The sequence below is a fragment of the Pseudomaricurvus alcaniphilus genome, from assembly GCF_011440395.1.
In the GTDB taxonomy this organism is placed as follows: Bacteria; Pseudomonadota; Gammaproteobacteria; order Pseudomonadales; family Cellvibrionaceae; genus Pseudomaricurvus; species Pseudomaricurvus alcaniphilus.
This window is the reverse complement of record NZ_JAAOIX010000004.1, coordinates 241,787-255,733: the sequence shown is the minus strand read 5'-3', so window position 1 is coordinate 255,733 and position 13,947 is coordinate 241,787. Positions and strand designations below refer to the sequence as shown.

Annotated in this window: 13 protein-coding genes; 5 read left to right on the top strand and 8 right to left on the bottom strand. The window is 53.2% G+C overall.

Features of this window, described 5'->3' with window-relative positions; all coding sequences use genetic code 11:
- Nucleotides 1-42: 42 nt before the first annotated feature.
- Nucleotides 43-1,155 (bottom strand): hypothetical protein, encoded by a 1,113-nt coding sequence (locus tag G8764_RS11130; protein ID WP_207951823.1) that lies wholly within the window; start codon nt 1,153-1,155, stop codon nt 43-45.
- 58 nt (nt 1,156-1,213) lie between these two features.
- The gene (locus G8764_RS11125) at nt 1,214-2,293 is read right to left on the bottom strand and encodes a phosphotransferase (protein ID WP_207951822.1); all 1,080 of its coding nucleotides are present in this window, start codon (nt 2,291-2,293) and stop codon (nt 1,214-1,216) included.
- A 494-nt stretch (nt 2,294-2,787) separates the two neighbouring features.
- Between G8764_RS11125 and G8764_RS11120 the strand changes: the two genes are divergently transcribed.
- Genes G8764_RS11120 through G8764_RS11110 form a run of 3 tightly spaced genes read left to right on the top strand, consistent with a single transcriptional unit; the run spans nt 2,788 to nt 4,896 of the window.
- Nucleotides 2,788-3,435: a hypothetical protein gene (locus G8764_RS11120; protein ID WP_166164704.1), complete on the top strand. Its 648-nt coding sequence runs from the start codon at nt 2,788-2,790 to the stop codon at nt 3,433-3,435.
- 37 nt (nt 3,436-3,472) lie between these two features.
- Nucleotides 3,473-4,180 carry a hypothetical protein gene (locus G8764_RS11115; RefSeq protein ID WP_166164703.1) on the top strand — a complete coding sequence of 236 codons (708 nt, stop codon included), beginning with the start codon at nt 3,473-3,475 and terminating at the stop codon, nt 4,178-4,180.
- A 14-nt stretch (nt 4,181-4,194) separates the two neighbouring features.
- Nucleotides 4,195-4,896: a hypothetical protein gene (locus G8764_RS11110; protein ID WP_166164702.1), complete on the top strand. Its 702-nt coding sequence runs from the start codon at nt 4,195-4,197 to the stop codon at nt 4,894-4,896.
- A 14-nt stretch (nt 4,897-4,910) separates the two neighbouring features.
- Here the strand turns inward: G8764_RS11110 and G8764_RS11105 are convergent, their stop codons facing one another.
- Nucleotides 4,911-5,405 carry an SRPBCC family protein gene (locus G8764_RS11105; protein WP_166164701.1) on the bottom strand — a complete coding sequence of 165 codons (495 nt, stop codon included), beginning with the start codon at nt 5,403-5,405 and terminating at the stop codon, nt 4,911-4,913.
- Nucleotides 5,406-5,796: 391 nt separating this feature from the next.
- Between G8764_RS11105 and G8764_RS11100 the strand changes: the two genes are divergently transcribed.
- Complete coding sequence (locus tag G8764_RS11100; protein WP_166164700.1) at nt 5,797-7,911, top strand: TonB-dependent receptor domain-containing protein; 2,115 nt, start codon at nt 5,797-5,799, stop codon at nt 7,909-7,911.
- 506 nt (nt 7,912-8,417) lie between these two features.
- On the opposite strand, the gene G8764_RS11095 is transcribed toward G8764_RS11100, so the two are convergent.
- Nucleotides 8,418-9,662 (bottom strand): cytochrome P450, encoded by a 1,245-nt coding sequence (locus G8764_RS11095; protein ID WP_166164699.1) that lies wholly within the window; start codon nt 9,660-9,662, stop codon nt 8,418-8,420.
- Between the two features lie 479 nt (nt 9,663-10,141).
- Between G8764_RS11095 and G8764_RS11090 the strand changes: the two genes are divergently transcribed.
- Complete coding sequence (locus tag G8764_RS11090) at nt 10,142-10,795, top strand: TetR/AcrR family transcriptional regulator (protein ID WP_166164698.1); 654 nt, start codon at nt 10,142-10,144, stop codon at nt 10,793-10,795.
- A gap of 262 nt (nt 10,796-11,057) precedes the next feature.
- Here the strand turns inward: G8764_RS11090 and G8764_RS11085 are convergent, their stop codons facing one another.
- From G8764_RS11085 to G8764_RS11070, 4 genes are all read right to left on the bottom strand, one after another.
- Complete coding sequence (locus G8764_RS11085; protein WP_166164697.1) at nt 11,058-11,798, bottom strand: DUF4198 domain-containing protein; 741 nt, start codon at nt 11,796-11,798, stop codon at nt 11,058-11,060.
- A gap of 162 nt (nt 11,799-11,960) precedes the next feature.
- Nucleotides 11,961-12,527, bottom strand: a complete 567-nt coding sequence (locus G8764_RS11080; RefSeq protein ID WP_207951821.1) for a hypothetical protein — start codon at nt 12,525-12,527, stop codon at nt 11,961-11,963.
- Between the two features lie 75 nt (nt 12,528-12,602).
- Nucleotides 12,603-13,298 carry a HupE/UreJ family protein gene (locus tag G8764_RS11075; protein WP_166164695.1) on the bottom strand — a complete coding sequence of 232 codons (696 nt, stop codon included), beginning with the start codon at nt 13,296-13,298 and terminating at the stop codon, nt 12,603-12,605.
- A gap of 27 nt (nt 13,299-13,325) precedes the next feature.
- Nucleotides 13,326-13,739: a hypothetical protein gene (locus G8764_RS11070; protein WP_166164694.1), complete on the bottom strand. Its 414-nt coding sequence runs from the start codon at nt 13,737-13,739 to the stop codon at nt 13,326-13,328.
- Nucleotides 13,740-13,947 lie beyond the last annotated feature (208 nt).

Below are 13,947 nucleotides of genomic sequence, written 5' to 3'. Positions count from 1 at the left end.
TCTGGGGGCACGGCACAACTCACAATTGTGCCGTGGTTGAGTTTACTTTCGGTAAGGAGGGTAGTCAGGATCGTCTGGAAAGCAGTGCAGCAAGCCGGGGTCCTTGGCAATTAACTTCTCCCAGTATCTGCGGTAGTGCTTGAAGTTCATGAAATCCTGGTCTTCACCGTAGACGACCTGGCCGTCGTATTCCCATCGTACCAGCGACCACCAGTTGATGATGTCGCTGTTGATGGGCCATTTTAACCAGTTTAATGTTTTACCCTTGGCGTGTAGCTCCCGGCCGAGTTCGTCGACAGCGCGAATTTCCTGGGTCAGAACTCGTCCATCGCGGCCGCGCACAGCCTTGCGGGTGCCGGAGACTACGCGGGACTTGATGCCATCGCGAACATAAAAGCCGGTGGTGACCGTTTCGGTGGTACCTTCGATAGGATCGTCGGCGAAGCTGAGTTCAGTCTGCGGATCGTACAGGTGCCAGGAGCTTTTTTCCGAGGCAAAAGCGTAGGGCCAGCCAGCTCGCAATGGGTCAGATACGTCGGCATGGCGGGGTCCCCAGCCGCGGTCGCGCAGGGCGCCACTGCTGATGGCAATGCGCTCGCCGTTAAGCTCGATCCAGCCGTTGAACTGACCGGATTGCTCGTAGTGGCCGACCGGAAAGTCACTTTCTTTTTTGACCCAGTTTTTAATGCCCGGGTCCTCTTCACCGCTCTTGGACAACTTCATGTAGTGCGGCTCTTTGGTAAAGGCGGTCCACACCAGGTCGAACTTGAAGCCATTGCGGTCGTAGGTGAAGTGGTACTCCTCCCAGGGCTTGACCATTTTGCAGGTTAGGGAGTTCGACAGGGCAAAATCGTACATCTCAGAGCCGGGGGGAATCGCCAGGTGTTGATCCCAGCCGTAGTACAGGCAGTTGTACACGTCTTCGCCGGTGTGATCCCAAATACATGGGCCGGCAACGGCCAGGTTCATATTGGGGCGCCAGTAGACATAGATAAAGCCACACAGGTTGCGCTCGGGTACGTTGAAGCTCAGCAGCGTGTTTTCGCTCCAGTAGGGGTCGTCGCTGAAACGGTGGAAGTACTCGTCTCTCAGGTTGGGTTCATCAACCCAGCCCGATCTGTCGTCCGGTTTAATTTCTGTGCCTGGATAAGCCATATTGAGTTCCTGTTTATGATGATGTTATTGCTTGAATTCACTATCAGAGTGGGTTGATTTAGCCTAAGCCGGCTATTTTGATCGAGTCGAGGTCGAGCGCCATGTTGGCCAGCTTTTGAATCAGGTCCGCGAGCAACTTGTCGTTGTGCTCATTTGATTCAACTTGTGCTGCTACACCGCCGTAGAAGATGACGCCGTACAGGGCGCCTTCGCAGTAGGATTTCCAGCAGGCATCCCAGTCGAAGTCCTTAACACCTGCTTTAACAAGCTCCTGGTGGTAAGCCGTGATGACATCGCGTTCGATCTTTCTGCGCTCTTCTGTTGGCAGGGAGCAGGCCATAAAGTAGGCCAGGTCGACCCCCGGTGGGCCAACGCGAACGGTTTGAAAATCGATCAGTGTTACCGGCGGCGCATCTGCGCTAGTACCAAATAGCACGTTCGCACTGCGAAACTCGCCATGCTGGAGCGCGGTTGGTGCTTGCCAGGAGCGTACCCATTTGCCGGCGTTAGGCATCACTGTCTTGAAAAGCTCGATCTGCTCGGCGCTCAGGCCCGTGGCATAGCGATTGAGAAAGGGCTCCAGGGCAGCGGGGAAGGCATCAAAATATTGTTGGGTGCGTTGGGGGGCGAGCCAGTTGAACTCGGCTAATACCGGCGAGTTCCAGAATGCGGCCTGAAAGCCGGCGAGTTCACGAAACACGGCGATGCACTGGTCTGCACTGGGAGGAGATTTCTCACCAGCCTGGGTAATGCCACTGAGGTCTTCCAATGCCAGGTTGAAGCGGCCACTCTTTTCGTCTATCTGCGCCAAATAGGCTTTAGGAATACTGGCGTCAGTCAGTTTGGGGGCGATATCCTGGTAAAAGCGCACTTCAAACTCATACAGGCCAGTGACCTGGGCGATTAGGAGGTTGCCTTCATCGCTGGATGGGTATTTCACCAGCATGCTGGCGGGAGCGTCGGTGGTACCGGAATAGCTCAGGCTGGCACGAACCATATTGGTCATGACGCCACCACCAAACGGCACCAGACTCACGTTTTCGACGTGGCCGCTACCCAACAATCCGGCATTTTGCAAAAGTGAGGTAAACCACTCGGGGGTCATTTCATCGGGCGTAGATGCAAACTTTATTGTCATTTGTCTCAGTCCTGGCTTGGTAATAATCAGTGTGGAAATCAGGTTGTCAGGCACCGGCCTGACAGACTCCGGCGACCAACTTTTAATAAGTGCTTACTTATAAAGGATATATTATGCCTTTCCCGTAGGATATTCAAGGATAAAGTCTTGCAGGGGCGGGCGGAGGGGTATATTTGCCATGCATATGACGGCCAGAGGTTGAAAACGGGTGCGGGGCAGGCGAGGATTATTTCACTGTTGTATGTGGGCTTGAAAAGCGCTAATATTCCACTTTTAGTAAGTGATTACTTATAATTGTAAGTGCATATATCTTGTATAGCGGATTACCTATGTAGTTGGTTGCTCATATAGATAGATAGCTGCTTATTCAAGGTGGTTACTCGTAAATAGTAGCAAGCTTAAACCAAATGAAACGCTTATAAACCAAGAGTAACAGAGGTTTAGTAATGAATACCCGAAGTCAGATCATCGCTGCCTGGTGCGGCCCGTTATTTATGCTGTTGTTTGGGTTGGGCTGGATAGTGACTGCCGGCTTTTTCCCGCCGCTATCGCCCGAGCTTGGTGGTGTTGAGGTTGCCAGTTTTTATCAGGCTAACCCTATGGGTATTCGCCTTGGCATATTGCTCAGCATGTGGGGCACGGCGGCATTTTTACCCTTCAGTGCGGTGATTTATGTACAGCTCGCTCGTATTGAGGGGCCAGCGCCGGTATGGGCGTATACGCACCTTATGGCGGCCGCTGGTACTCTCTTGACCCTCGCCTTTCCGGTGCTGTTTTGGGCTGCAACCGCGTTTCGCCTGGACCGAAGCCCAGAACTTATACAGCTACTGAGTGATTTGGCCTGGTTGCCATTTGTCGGTATGACCGTGCCCTTTTTAGTCATACCCATCTGCATTGCGATAGTGGGCTTTGGCGACAAAAGTCAGCAGCCTACCTTTCCCCGCTGGGCCTGCTATTTCAATCTTTGGGCTGATTTATTAATTCTGCCTGGTGGCCTGGTGATATTCTTCAAAACCGGGCCGTTTGCCTGGGATGGTTTAATTGGCATTTGGCTACCCCTGATTGCATTCGCTGCCTGGTTCGTTGTCATGGCTTACTTGCTGATCAAGGCCGCGCAGCGCCAGGCCCTTGCGGCTGGGTAACGGCCACTTGCAATCTTCTGTGTTGAGTACCCACACTATGAATAAAACATTAAGCATGTACGGTATCTGGAGTGGCGCAGCCTTTGTCGGTCTGTTTTTAATTGCATTTGTGTTCTTTGCCCAGTGGGTGCCACCCATGTCGCCGACGCTGACTGCCGAGCAAGTCGCCGCGCTGTTCAGTGAGCGCTCCGTGCCACTGCGCGTGTGCGCATTGATCATTACCCTGGTTGCCGCATTATACCTGCCCTGGTCGGTCATGATTGCCGAGCTGGTGCAAAAGACGCAGGGCGAATCCCGCTTTTTGTCCTGGACAATAATTACTTGTGCGGTGTTAGCGTCCATTACGTTTTTTATACCGGGCTACATGTGGGCCGTAGCGGCCTTTCGGGAGGGCCGGGATCCGCAAATTATCCAGCTGATTGTGGATCTGGGCTGGTTGATTTTCATTACCGGGATAGGCCCTTTTATTATCCAGTATGCCGCCCTGGCAGTGGCTATCTTCCAGGATAATAGTGATCAGCCGTTGTTTCCTCGCTGGTTTGGCTATTTTCAATTATGGATACTGGTCTCGTTTTTCTCGGCACTGCTCGCTTTCTTTATGAAGACCGGGCCCTTCGCCTGGAACGGTCTTTTTGTCTGGTGGATCCCGCTGACACTGTTCACCCTCTGGTTTTTGCTAATGGCCGTGTATTGTCGGCGCGCGATTTTAAATAGCGATCTACCACTGAAAGGATTGCCAGTATGAATGTAAGAAGCCAGTTGGTTGCCGCCTGGTGTGGCCCTGCGTTTGCTGTTTTGCTCGGTGTTGGCTGGGTGTTTGTGGGTGGCTTTTTACCTCCGCATTCGCCCGGCGCAGGGGGCGAGGAAATCGCTGCATTTTATCAAAGTGACCCCCACAGGATTCGCTTTGGTTTGTTGTTATTTATGTGGGGGTCGGCCTTATACTTGCCGTTTGCAGGTGTTTTGACGGTACAGATGCGGCGGGTTGAAGGCCGCTTTCCCGTTTGGACTTACACCCAGTTAATGGCCAGTGCCGGCAATGTGATTACGTTGACATTCCCCACGCTGTTCTGGGCGACCGCTGCTTTCAGGCTGGATAGACACCCGGATTTAATACAGCTTTTGAATGACCTCGCCTGGACTCCGTTTGTGGCAATGACATCACCCTTCCTGCTTATACCTTTATGCATGGCGATCATTGGCTTTGCGGATAAAAGTGATACGCCTTTATTTCCCCGCTGGGCCTGCTACCTGTTTCTGTTTATCGATTTTCTGTTGATGCCTGGCGGCCTCATTATCTTTTTTAAATCCGGTCCTTTTGCCTGGAATGGCTTGTTTGGTATCTATATACCCCTGGCGGCCTGGGGTACCTGGTTCTTTCTAACTACCTATTTGTTAATCAAGGCGATTAAACGCCAGGCTGGCGAAGAGTGTCAGCCGCTATCGGCGGCAGCGAGCTAGGGGCAGGGCTAGGGTTAAGCAGGGGATTCCAGCAACTTCTTGTAGCGTTCCAGCATGCGGGGCACAATCCGTTTTAAAAGCCCGTAGACTAATGGTGCTAGCAGGCGGGCGCCTCTGCCGGTTTCAAACGCCAGAGTGAAATGCAGTCGCACACGATTGTTGCCAATAGTGATGATCTTGTGGTCCTCAGCGAATCTGACCAGGCCGGGCACGTTGGCCTGGTCTACACAAAAGCTGACCCGCTGGGCGTCTTGCCAGTGAAAAAAACGCTCTTTAAACAAGATGCCACCCCTCAGGTAAACATCCCGTGTGGCATCTTTTCCTCCCGCTGCAGATGTCCAGTCGGCCGACACCATCGGGCTCGCCCAGGCTACCCACTGTTGTGCGTCCCGCAGTGCCGACATCATTCTCGTGGCTGAGCAATTTATGTCGAGCTGGTGTGTGATTTGAAAGCGAGCTGAATCGAAAAAGTCGGTATCAACGGCGGCGAGGCTATAGAGTCTAGGCATGGAAATCCGGATTATTCTGTATCGTCGAGTTTAATGAAGGGTATCTCTAATAATCGCCCGGTTTAATCAACGAGCATACGTGCGTAGGTCACATTGGTACACACGGAATTCTAACCCTGATCTGTGGCTTTTAACATCTTTTCATATGTAAGTGTTTATTTATTAATTGACACGGATCAGGTTTTATCCGATAGTAGAGTTTGTAAAATATTCTGCGATTCAGTAGTGAATATTTGTTTGGCAGAATAGAAAACATAAATAACAAGCAGGGCTCACTATGAAATCTTTTTACCAAAATTCGTATTTATCGGCGTCTATTGCTGCTGCTCTTGCCTTGACCGCTGGAGACACTCTGGCCGCTGGGCAAACTGCAACATTGGAGGAAGTTGTGGTGACCGCGCAGAGGCGCGCGGAGAGTATCCAGGATGTGCCCATCGCTGTGGTTGCCGCCTCCCAGGAGCAGCTTGAAACCGCCGGGGTTAGCAGTTTCAAAGACATTGCAATGATCGACAGCGGTATTGTGGTCAACGACAGCAATAACTTTGTATTTCCATTTATTCGTGGTGTCGGCTCGTTTATCCAGTCAGGGTCGACCAATAGTAGTGTTGCCGTCTACATGGATGGGGTCTATTTGCCGCGCCTCAGCTCTTCCGCATTGGAACTGGACAATATTGCCCAGGTAGAAATCCTGAAAGGGCCACAGGCAACCTTATACGGTCGCAACGCCACCGGGGGGACGGTAAAGATCAGTACCCGAGTCGCCAACCCGGGTGATGAACTGGAGGGTAAAGTAAGTGCGACGGTAGGGGATTACGGCAACAAACGAGCCAGCTTTTTCGTCTCCGGCGGTATGTCCGAGAGCGTTGCTGCAAATATGTCAGGTTACATTGCCAAGCGCGATGGTTTTACTAAGAACCTGGCGTCGTCTAACCTGGACGTGTCTGATTTTGACCAGGTCAAAGGCGACGACCTGGATAACCTGAACTCCTACTACATCAATGGCAAGCTGACCTATGAGCCCACTGATGAATTACAGTTTATCGTGTCGGCCTATAAGAGCGAATACGACGGGTCTGCCGCCTCAGGGTTAAGGCAATTGGATCCGGTTACTGCTTCTTTTACCATGTCCGCTTTTACCGGTGGATTGGTACCGCCCGCTGCGTTTCAGTTCAGCACCAGGGATCATGAAACCTATGGCCATGCGGATCGCACTTACAATTCCAGTGGCGGTGCAAGCTTAAAAGTCTCTTATGAACTGGATACCATGGAATTCATGTCCCTGACGGCGGCCAACAGCGTCAAGTCAAATGCCAGTACTGAATTGTTTGAGGCCAATATTCCGCTGGCCGGTTTTGAAGGTGTGACCAATTCAGAAGACTTTAGTCAGGAATTCCAGTTGACTGTGGTCGATGGTGAAGGGCTGGACTGGATGATTGGCATGTCTTACTTTCAGGAAGAGAGCAATGACTACGAAGATTTGGTCGGCATTCAATTTTTGCCCACTGGCCCTATTGCACCGGTAAGTTCACGTGTTGATTGGTCGGTTGAAGCTAAATCGTTGTTTGCAGAGCTCTACTACCCGTTGACGGATGCTCTGACGCTGACTTTGGGTGCTCGCTATACTGACGAGATTTTCGAAGCAACGCCAGTTGTCGATTTTATTGATCCATCGGGTATCGGTATCAAGCAAGATGTCAAGGACGATGCCCTGACCTATCGCGCAGTATTGGATTACAACACTGATTGGGGTTTGTTGTACGGCAGCATCGCTACAGGCTTTAAAAGCGGTGGCCTGGTTACGGCCAACGTTTCGGCCGGTCCCTATGACGCTGAGGAGTTGACGTCCTACGAGATTGGCGTCAAGTCAACACTGGCAAGTGGCAGTGTGCGGCTCAATGCTGCCCTGTTTATGTATGATTTCACCCAAATTCAAGCGCAGACGGTAGGTTCGCCCGATACCGGCGGTGCGGTGTTTATCGTGTCCGGAGATGAGGCTGATGTAAGTGGATTTGAAGTGGGGCTCGATGCTCTGGTGACCGATAGCTTTACCGTGCAAGCGGGCATGACCCTGCTGTTCGATAACGAGTACAAGGACTTTGTGGTGCCGGCAAATCCCGCTGCTAAAATTCCCGCGATTGATGCAGGCGGCAACGTCATGGTGGGGTCAGCGGAATTGATCGCGGTACTCGGGGGCCAGTATCTGGTTGAGCTGAGTGATCACGGCTCGCTGATCTTTAGCGCCAATGTGAATTACAACAGTGGTTACTATCACACGATTGACAATGTCATTGGAACCGGCGGCCTGGACGACGACGGTTATACCGTGGTTAATACTCGCGTATCTTTCCTTTCGGCTGACGAAAGCTGGGAGCTGGCACTATGGGCCAACAATATTACTGATGAATACTTTATTCGCTCTGGTTTGTCCGCGTTTGGTGGTGGCACCAAGCTGGGTCTGGAAGGCGCACCACGCCATTACGGTTTGACCGCGAAGTACAGCTTTTAATCAGTGGTGACAGGGCGGCTGTTGTCGCTCGGAACGATTACCCCCCTGGGGGGGCAATTTGATTAGGCCTTTGCCGGCGACTGCACCGCAGTTTATGGCAAAGGCTTTTTTTATGGCTTGCAGTGGTCCCTTTTCTTGATGGCAGCTGGCCTGGTATTTTATAGCTGGTGCCGCAGTAAATTCGATTCTGTAATTCTCACAATATCGAAGAATCATCTGCCTTGAAACAGGCGCTAGAGCCTTTACTTGCACAAGGGCTTTGCTACGGCACCGTTCAGCTTGCGCGGAAGCTCGGATCAATTATTAAAGGCACCCTTGAGTCTGGCGCCGCAGGGGTAAGCAGGCTTTAAATCGGGGGCAGGCGTTATGTCTGGAGCAGGCCTGGATCTTCCGGTGAAGGCATTGAATTGGTATTGCCAAGAGCAGGCTATTGTCTGCAGGCAATAAAAAAGCCATCAGCGTGAACTGATGGCTTTGCTTGGTTTGGCTTGGTGATGTGTAGGCGTTTAAGCGCTGCGCTTGTCAAAACTTACCTGCAGTTTATGCAAGTGTAAATTCAGGTCAAGGACAACGGGTGAGTAATCGCTCATGGGAATGTCCGGATTAACCAGTTTGATGTTATCCATGCGGCTGACGATGGCTTCAAGCAATGATTTTAATTCAGTCCGTGCCAGCATATTGCCAATGCATATATGGGGCCCGGCACCAAACGACAGGTGACGGTTGGCGTTTCTTCGGTCTGCTTGCAATTCGCCGGCATTGTCGCCGAACACGGCTTCGTCTTCGTTGGCTGCCCCCATCATAATTAACACCTGGCTGCCGGCGGGAATGGCAACGCTGCGCAGTTCGGTGTCTTGGGTGGTAACCCGGGGTAGCATGCGCACTGGCGGGTTCTTGCGCAGGATTTCCTCGATAAAGACTTTGTAGGCGCGGTCGTCTGCAGCGCGCAAAAACTCCACCAGACCGGGGTCTTCTGCCAGGGTTTTTATAATGGAGGTAATCACAACGCTGCCAGTTTCGTGTCCAGCCACCAGAAATGCCGCTGCGACCGCCAGGATTTCAGGATCTGTTAATCGCTTGCCGTCAACTTCTGCCTTGATAATGTCGGTCAACACGTCGTCCTGGTCGGAATCGCGACGCTCGTTTATGTGCCCGATGATGTATTGCTGCATTTCTGCCAGGTCATTACCGACTTTGATGGCTTCACCTTCACTGCTTATACGGTTGCCAGCACAAGCGGTGTACGACTGGGTCCAGCGTTTTATGTCGGCACTGCGTTCGCGGGGTACTGATAGCAGATGGGCAATAATACTGACAGGCAGTGGCACCGCCAGCTGTGACATTACCTCGAACTCGCCATCATCAATAAAAGCAGTGATGAGCTCGTCGATAACTTCTTCTATGTAGACCTGGAACTGAGCAACCCGTTTTGATGAAAACGCCAGGTTCAGGGCGCTGCGAATACGGGTGTGCTCCGGTGGATCGGTCATCGGCAAAATAGACTGAAAGGCACCGTAAGCCTTTTCGTTCAGGATTCCATTTACCACGTCTTCGTAGTTATAGGAAGCGAACAGTGCCAAAGCGCTGGAGTAGAGGTTCGGTTGTTTAAATACTGCATTGACGTCCTCGTGGCGACTCACAATATAAGCGCCGATTGTATCGTCAAAATATACCGGACGCTCATCGCGCAGCGATTTGAACATGGCTTGCGGGTTGATCAAATTGGCAGGATTAGTAAAAGGACAGGGCATGGCTTACTTCCTAGTGGAGTTAGAGTAATGACCTGTATGCTACGCAGCTCCACCGCCCCTGTCAATAACTAAGTATTCACATAGTAAGGATATTGTCATGCAAGTATTTACTGTTATCTTTATTGGTAATTTACTAATAAAAACAGGGAGTTACACTTGAATTTTGGTTGCAGGCAGAGGTTAGGGGGGTGTTTCAATAATTTGATAAATTCGATATTTAGTGCCTATTATTGCTATACGTAGTACCATTGGCAGTCTGCCGTGCAGCCGTACCCTGGCAGCTTCAGTTTGGGTTTTACCTCACTTGAGCGGTTCTGCAGGGCATACCTGCAGGTTTGCTCTGTCGGGGGGCCGCAGAAGTCCTCCGCGGCACTGTAAATGGCGGCTTCGAGAGCGCTTTTGCCGGGCGGGTAATTCGCCTCAAGCTTACGCTGAGATGCGCGACTGACAATGATGACATTGAGATAAGGGTTGTAATTTTGGTCAATAAAAAATCTGCTAGCGCGGAAACTAAGCCCGCAGCGCCGAAGAAAAAACGCCTGCGACTATCGGCAGAGAAGCGTAAAAAGCAAATTATCCAGGCCGCGCAGAAAGTCTTTGTCAAGCTGGGCTTGAATGGCACCCGTACTAGAGACCTGGCCAAGGAGGCTGGTGTCAATGAGGCGACCTTGTTTTTATATTTCAAGACCAAGCAGGAAATCTTCGATGCGGCCATTGTCGAACCGCTAGGCAGGTTGGCGGCCATGCAGATGTCCCAAGGGGAGGCATTTTCCAAAGCAACCGATGAGAGCTCTAAAGAAGCGATAGGCGCCCAGGCCCATAAAGAAATCTATCAGTACATGGAAACCATAGGGCCACTGCTGAGTACGGCATTATTTTCTGATGATAAAACGGCTAAAGAAATTTACAAGCGCGATGTCTACCCAATGATTGAGCAGTTTGGCGAGGCGGCAAACTTGAGCTTTGGTTTGAAAAACAATAAAGAGGCTTCGGAGTTCGTTGTGATCGCTGCGTTAGGCTTGAGTTTTCTGATGCAGACTCACCATCGCTTGCTGGGCGTCAAGCCCGATGTCGACGTGATTACCAATCGCATTGCGAATTTATTTATCCACGGGGTCGATTCATTGGAATAGATCATACCGTGATGTGATCTGGTGGCGGCTGGAGGGCCGAGAGCCTGGCGCTTTAGAGGCTGTTCGCTTGAGCGCTACGCTGATTTAGCGAGAGCTGACTCTCACACTGGATAGAACTCGCTAGTGCCCTGGACCAGGGCTAGATATCATTCAGGTACCGGTGATTTTCGGAGCCTGCACAAATCACGGATAGTGCAGGCACCCCCCGGCAGGAGCTCTCGGGCTCCTCCCTGTCGCCGCTGGCTCGGCAGTGTGTCGGGATTTATTCCGGCAGGTGCTCAAGCACAAACGACAGGGTGGCCAGGTGCTCCACCGAGTTAACCTTGACCGGGTCATCGGCTGGGCCCTTGAAGATCGCGGCGATCACGTTCAGGCCCTGGTTGCGCACCTTGATGGTCACCATGCCGTTCTTGTCGGTCTTTTGCGGCTTCTGGTCGGGGTCGTTGACGAAGTCCCGTTTCACTTCTACGCCCTTCACCGGCTTGCCTTCGAACAGTACTTGCAGCTTCATTTTGTCGCCCATCATTTCCGGCATTTTATCGCCGACTGGCAGCACCTGCAGGGTCTGGTTTGGCAGGGTGGTGAGGGGCTGGTTGAGTTTGCCGCGCACATGCACTGCGTACTTCATGGTGTGCTCGGCGATGATGGCGTCAGGCACTTCATCCTTGCCTTTCTTGTGCCATTTACCGTCGGCGGTCTTGGACCAGATGCCGTTGTCCATCACAGCGGTCAACAGCGGCGGCTGCTCGTCACTGACCGCCAGTAGCAGCGGACCCGCGGCGAACAGTTCGGTCTCGACCGGCTGCAGGTTGGCATCGTAACCGGCGGCACTCTGGATCAGCGGCAGGCGCTTGACCGTGTCGAGGTCGTCGGCGCCAACGCCGTAAATCAGGGCGGTTTGCGTGGCGCGCTGGGCAAACCAGATGCCGTGGGCCTGGGCCTGGCCGGCCAGCAGGACGCCAAAGGCGGCGGCAGCGGTGAGAAGGCGGGTGCGTATTTTCATGAGTCAATTCCTGTGGTCAAAGTGCATGGCGAAGTTGGTTTGGTGTCTCAAGCTTAAAGCCCCGGGGGCCGATGAAGTTGCCAATTGCCGCCGTTCCGTTGACAGTTATTGCCAAATAATCGGTCGCGGCGGCAGATCCTGTGGTGCTGGCAGCGCCGTCACTCAGGGAGTGTAGAGCTTGGCAAAGGTACCGCTCACCACCAGCTTGACGGTGATGGGTTCTTCCCCCATGTTCTGCCAGTACCAGCCGTGGGTGCCGTCAAAGGGCGCGGTAAAGGCCCCGGTGGCCTGGCTCTGTTGTTTCTCTTTCCAGTAGCTGGTGAACTCGTCGCCGGCGTTGTGTCTCTCGCCGTGCATGTCCGAGTAGACCGGACTGTCGCTGCTCCAGTTGAAGACAATGTGGTCGCCGCTGGTCATCAGGGCTTTCATCTCAATGCCGTCAAACGGTTCGAGCACAATACTGCGCTGCTCACTTTGGAAAGCGTTGCTGAGAGCGACTACCGGGGCGGCGCTGGTGGCATTGGCAGGGGTGGCAGCAGGGACCAATTCCACGCTTTCCGCGGCGGCTTCAGTACCCAGTTGGGTCAGCCCCATTAATTTACCGGTGCCTAGCGGATCGATGCCGTATTCGGCCGGTAATACCGCGGTTACCAGTAACACGGCGGCGCCACTCAGGGCCAGCGCCATGGATTTACCCAATTGCCCGAGGGTGGGTAGTGGGGGTTGCATTGTCGGTGTGGTTTCCATGTCCAGGACCTCTTGGTAAATTCGTTAAATTGCGTTCAATGGATTGTGCCAGCTGGTTCAGCCGACGAAATAGCCGGTGAGTTGATAGCCCATCAGGATAAAGCCCGCGCCCATTAGCAAGGTGTTGGCGGCAAAGGCCTGGCGCAAATAACTGCCGGATTGGCGCCAGAAGGACACCGCTAGCAGGATGGCGCTGAGGGCCAGCAGTTGGCCGATTTCGACGCCGACATTGAAGGAGACGATATTGCCCACCAGGCCCTCTTCGGAAAAGGTAAATTCCTGCAGCTTGGTGGCCAGGCCAAAGCCGTGAAAGAAGCCGAAGATAAGCACGGCGGCCCTGGTGTTGGGCTGGAAGCCCAGCAGCCTGCGAAATCCGCCGAGGTTGTCGAACGCCTTGTACACCACCGAGAGGCCGATAATGGCGTCCACCAGGTAGGCATTGACGTGGGTACCGCTGAGTACGCCGTAGAGCAGGGTGACGCTGTGGCCGACGGCAAACAGGGTGACGTAGACGCCGATGTCCTTCATCCGGTAGAGGAAGAAAATCACTCCGAACAGAAACAACAGGTGATCGTAACCGGTGACCATGTGTTTGGCGCCGAGATAGATAAAGGGCAGGATTTGCAGGCCCGAGCTCTGCTCGATAAAGGCGCGGTCGCCGTCGGCCACGCCGTGGGCGAGTGCCAGTTGTGGCAACAGCGCGACCAGCAGGGTGGCAGCGGCCAGCAGGATGCGGGGTAGGGAGGTGAACATGATCTGTGCTCCAGCGCGGTTAACGGGTTAGTGGCTCTGGGGCTCGCCGATGGTAAAGTTGGCGCCAATTTTGGAGTAGCCGTTGGCCAGGGTCACCAGGGCCAGGATTTTTGCGCCATCTGCCAGGCTGACGTTGGCGGCGCTGAAACGGTTGCCGCCAGCGGGCTGCAAGTCAATATAACGGGCCGGTGTCTCACTCTTGATCTTGATTCTGGCGGTCATGGTGCTGGTGTCCATCAACTCGCCGTCGTCGAGCAGGTACAGCTCGATGCGGTTGTCGCCGTTGACCAGTTCGAAGGACATCTCGCCGACGATTTTTACCACGCCGCCGTGCTGGGGTTCGGTGCTGCCGTGACCGTAGGCCTGACCCAGGTGCAGGGTTGCGAACAGCCATAGGCCGGCCAGTAAAAGGGTGCGCAAACGGGGTGTTAGTGTGAGCATGACGGGAATCTCCGGGGTTAATAGTGTCTGGGGTTCTATTACAACAGAGCGGCAGAGGAAAAAAGATTGAACTGGGGAATGAGCGCGGCACGGGAGGTGTAAATTGCGCCCTGTTAGCGGCAGATTCTGCTGCCCGGCATCCGGGGCAAGGGTTGCCAGGCGGCCGACCGGGAAGAAGCCGGCAAGGGCGCAATAGAGTTTTACGGTC

What these genes read in the sequence shown, in the direction of transcription:
- G8764_RS11085 (WP_166164697.1), bottom strand. Translation starts at nt 11,798, where the DNA reads ATGAAAATACGCACCCGCCTTCTCACCGCTGCCGCCGCCTTTGGCGTC.
- G8764_RS11095 (WP_166164699.1), bottom strand. Translation starts at nt 9,662, where the DNA reads ATGCCCTGTCCTTTTACTAATCCTGCCAATTTGATCAACCCGCAAGCC.
- G8764_RS11125 (WP_207951822.1), bottom strand. Translation starts at nt 2,293, where the DNA reads ATGACAATAAAGTTTGCATCTACGCCCGATGAAATGACCCCCGAGTGG.
- G8764_RS11120 (WP_166164704.1), top strand. Translation starts at nt 2,788, where the DNA reads ATGCTGTTGTTTGGGTTGGGCTGGATAGTGACTGCCGGCTTTTTCCCG.
- G8764_RS11075 (WP_166164695.1), bottom strand. Translation starts at nt 13,298, where the DNA reads ATGTTCACCTCCCTACCCCGCATCCTGCTGGCCGCTGCCACCCTGCTG.
- G8764_RS11080 (WP_207951821.1), bottom strand. Translation starts at nt 12,527, where the DNA reads ATGCAACCCCCACTACCCACCCTCGGGCAATTGGGTAAATCCATGGCG.
- G8764_RS11070 (WP_166164694.1), bottom strand. Translation starts at nt 13,739, where the DNA reads ATGCTCACACTAACACCCCGTTTGCGCACCCTTTTACTGGCCGGCCTA.
- G8764_RS11115 (WP_166164703.1), top strand. Translation starts at nt 3,473, where the DNA reads ATGAATAAAACATTAAGCATGTACGGTATCTGGAGTGGCGCAGCCTTT.
- G8764_RS11130 (WP_207951823.1), bottom strand. Translation starts at nt 1,155, where the DNA reads ATGGCTTATCCAGGCACAGAAATTAAACCGGACGACAGATCGGGCTGG.
- G8764_RS11105 (WP_166164701.1), bottom strand. Translation starts at nt 5,405, where the DNA reads ATGCCTAGACTCTATAGCCTCGCCGCCGTTGATACCGACTTTTTCGAT.